Below are 433 nucleotides of genomic sequence, written 5' to 3' on the forward strand. Positions count from 1 at the left end.
TTGTAAAATGATATGCCCCAATTTTAGGCTTAGCTTTTGAAACGATAGATAATAAAGTCGATTTACCCACACTAGGGAAACCTACTAATCCTACATCAGCTAATAATTTCAATTCTAAAGATACATCTAATTCCTCACCTGGTTCACCTTTTTCACTGAAGTCAGGTGCAGGGTTTCTAGGTGTTGCAAAACGTGAATTACCTCGGCCACCTCGACCGCCCTTCGCTACTACAGCTCTTTGACCATCTTCAACAAGATCTGCTAACACTTCGTCTGTTTCAACATTTTTAATAATTGTACCAGGTGGAACTTTTAATACTAAATCTTCCGCATTTTTACCATGCATATTACTACTTTGGCCATTTTCACCTTTGCTTGCTTTAAAATGACGTTGATATCTAAAATCTAATAACGTTCTTAAACCTTCATCCAC

1 protein-coding gene is annotated in these 433 nt (G+C 37.2%); it reads right to left on the bottom strand.

Translation table 11 applies throughout. The annotated features are described in order from the left end of the window. A partial coding sequence (locus tag DYI24_RS28875; RefSeq protein WP_502706404.1) for a GTPase occupies positions 1-433 on the bottom strand: 433 nt, incomplete at both ends.

It is taken from the genome of Rhodopseudomonas sp. BR0C11, from assembly GCF_010820945.1.
Classification (GTDB): domain Bacteria; phylum Pseudomonadota; class Alphaproteobacteria; order Rhizobiales; family Xanthobacteraceae; genus Rhodopseudomonas; species Rhodopseudomonas palustris_H.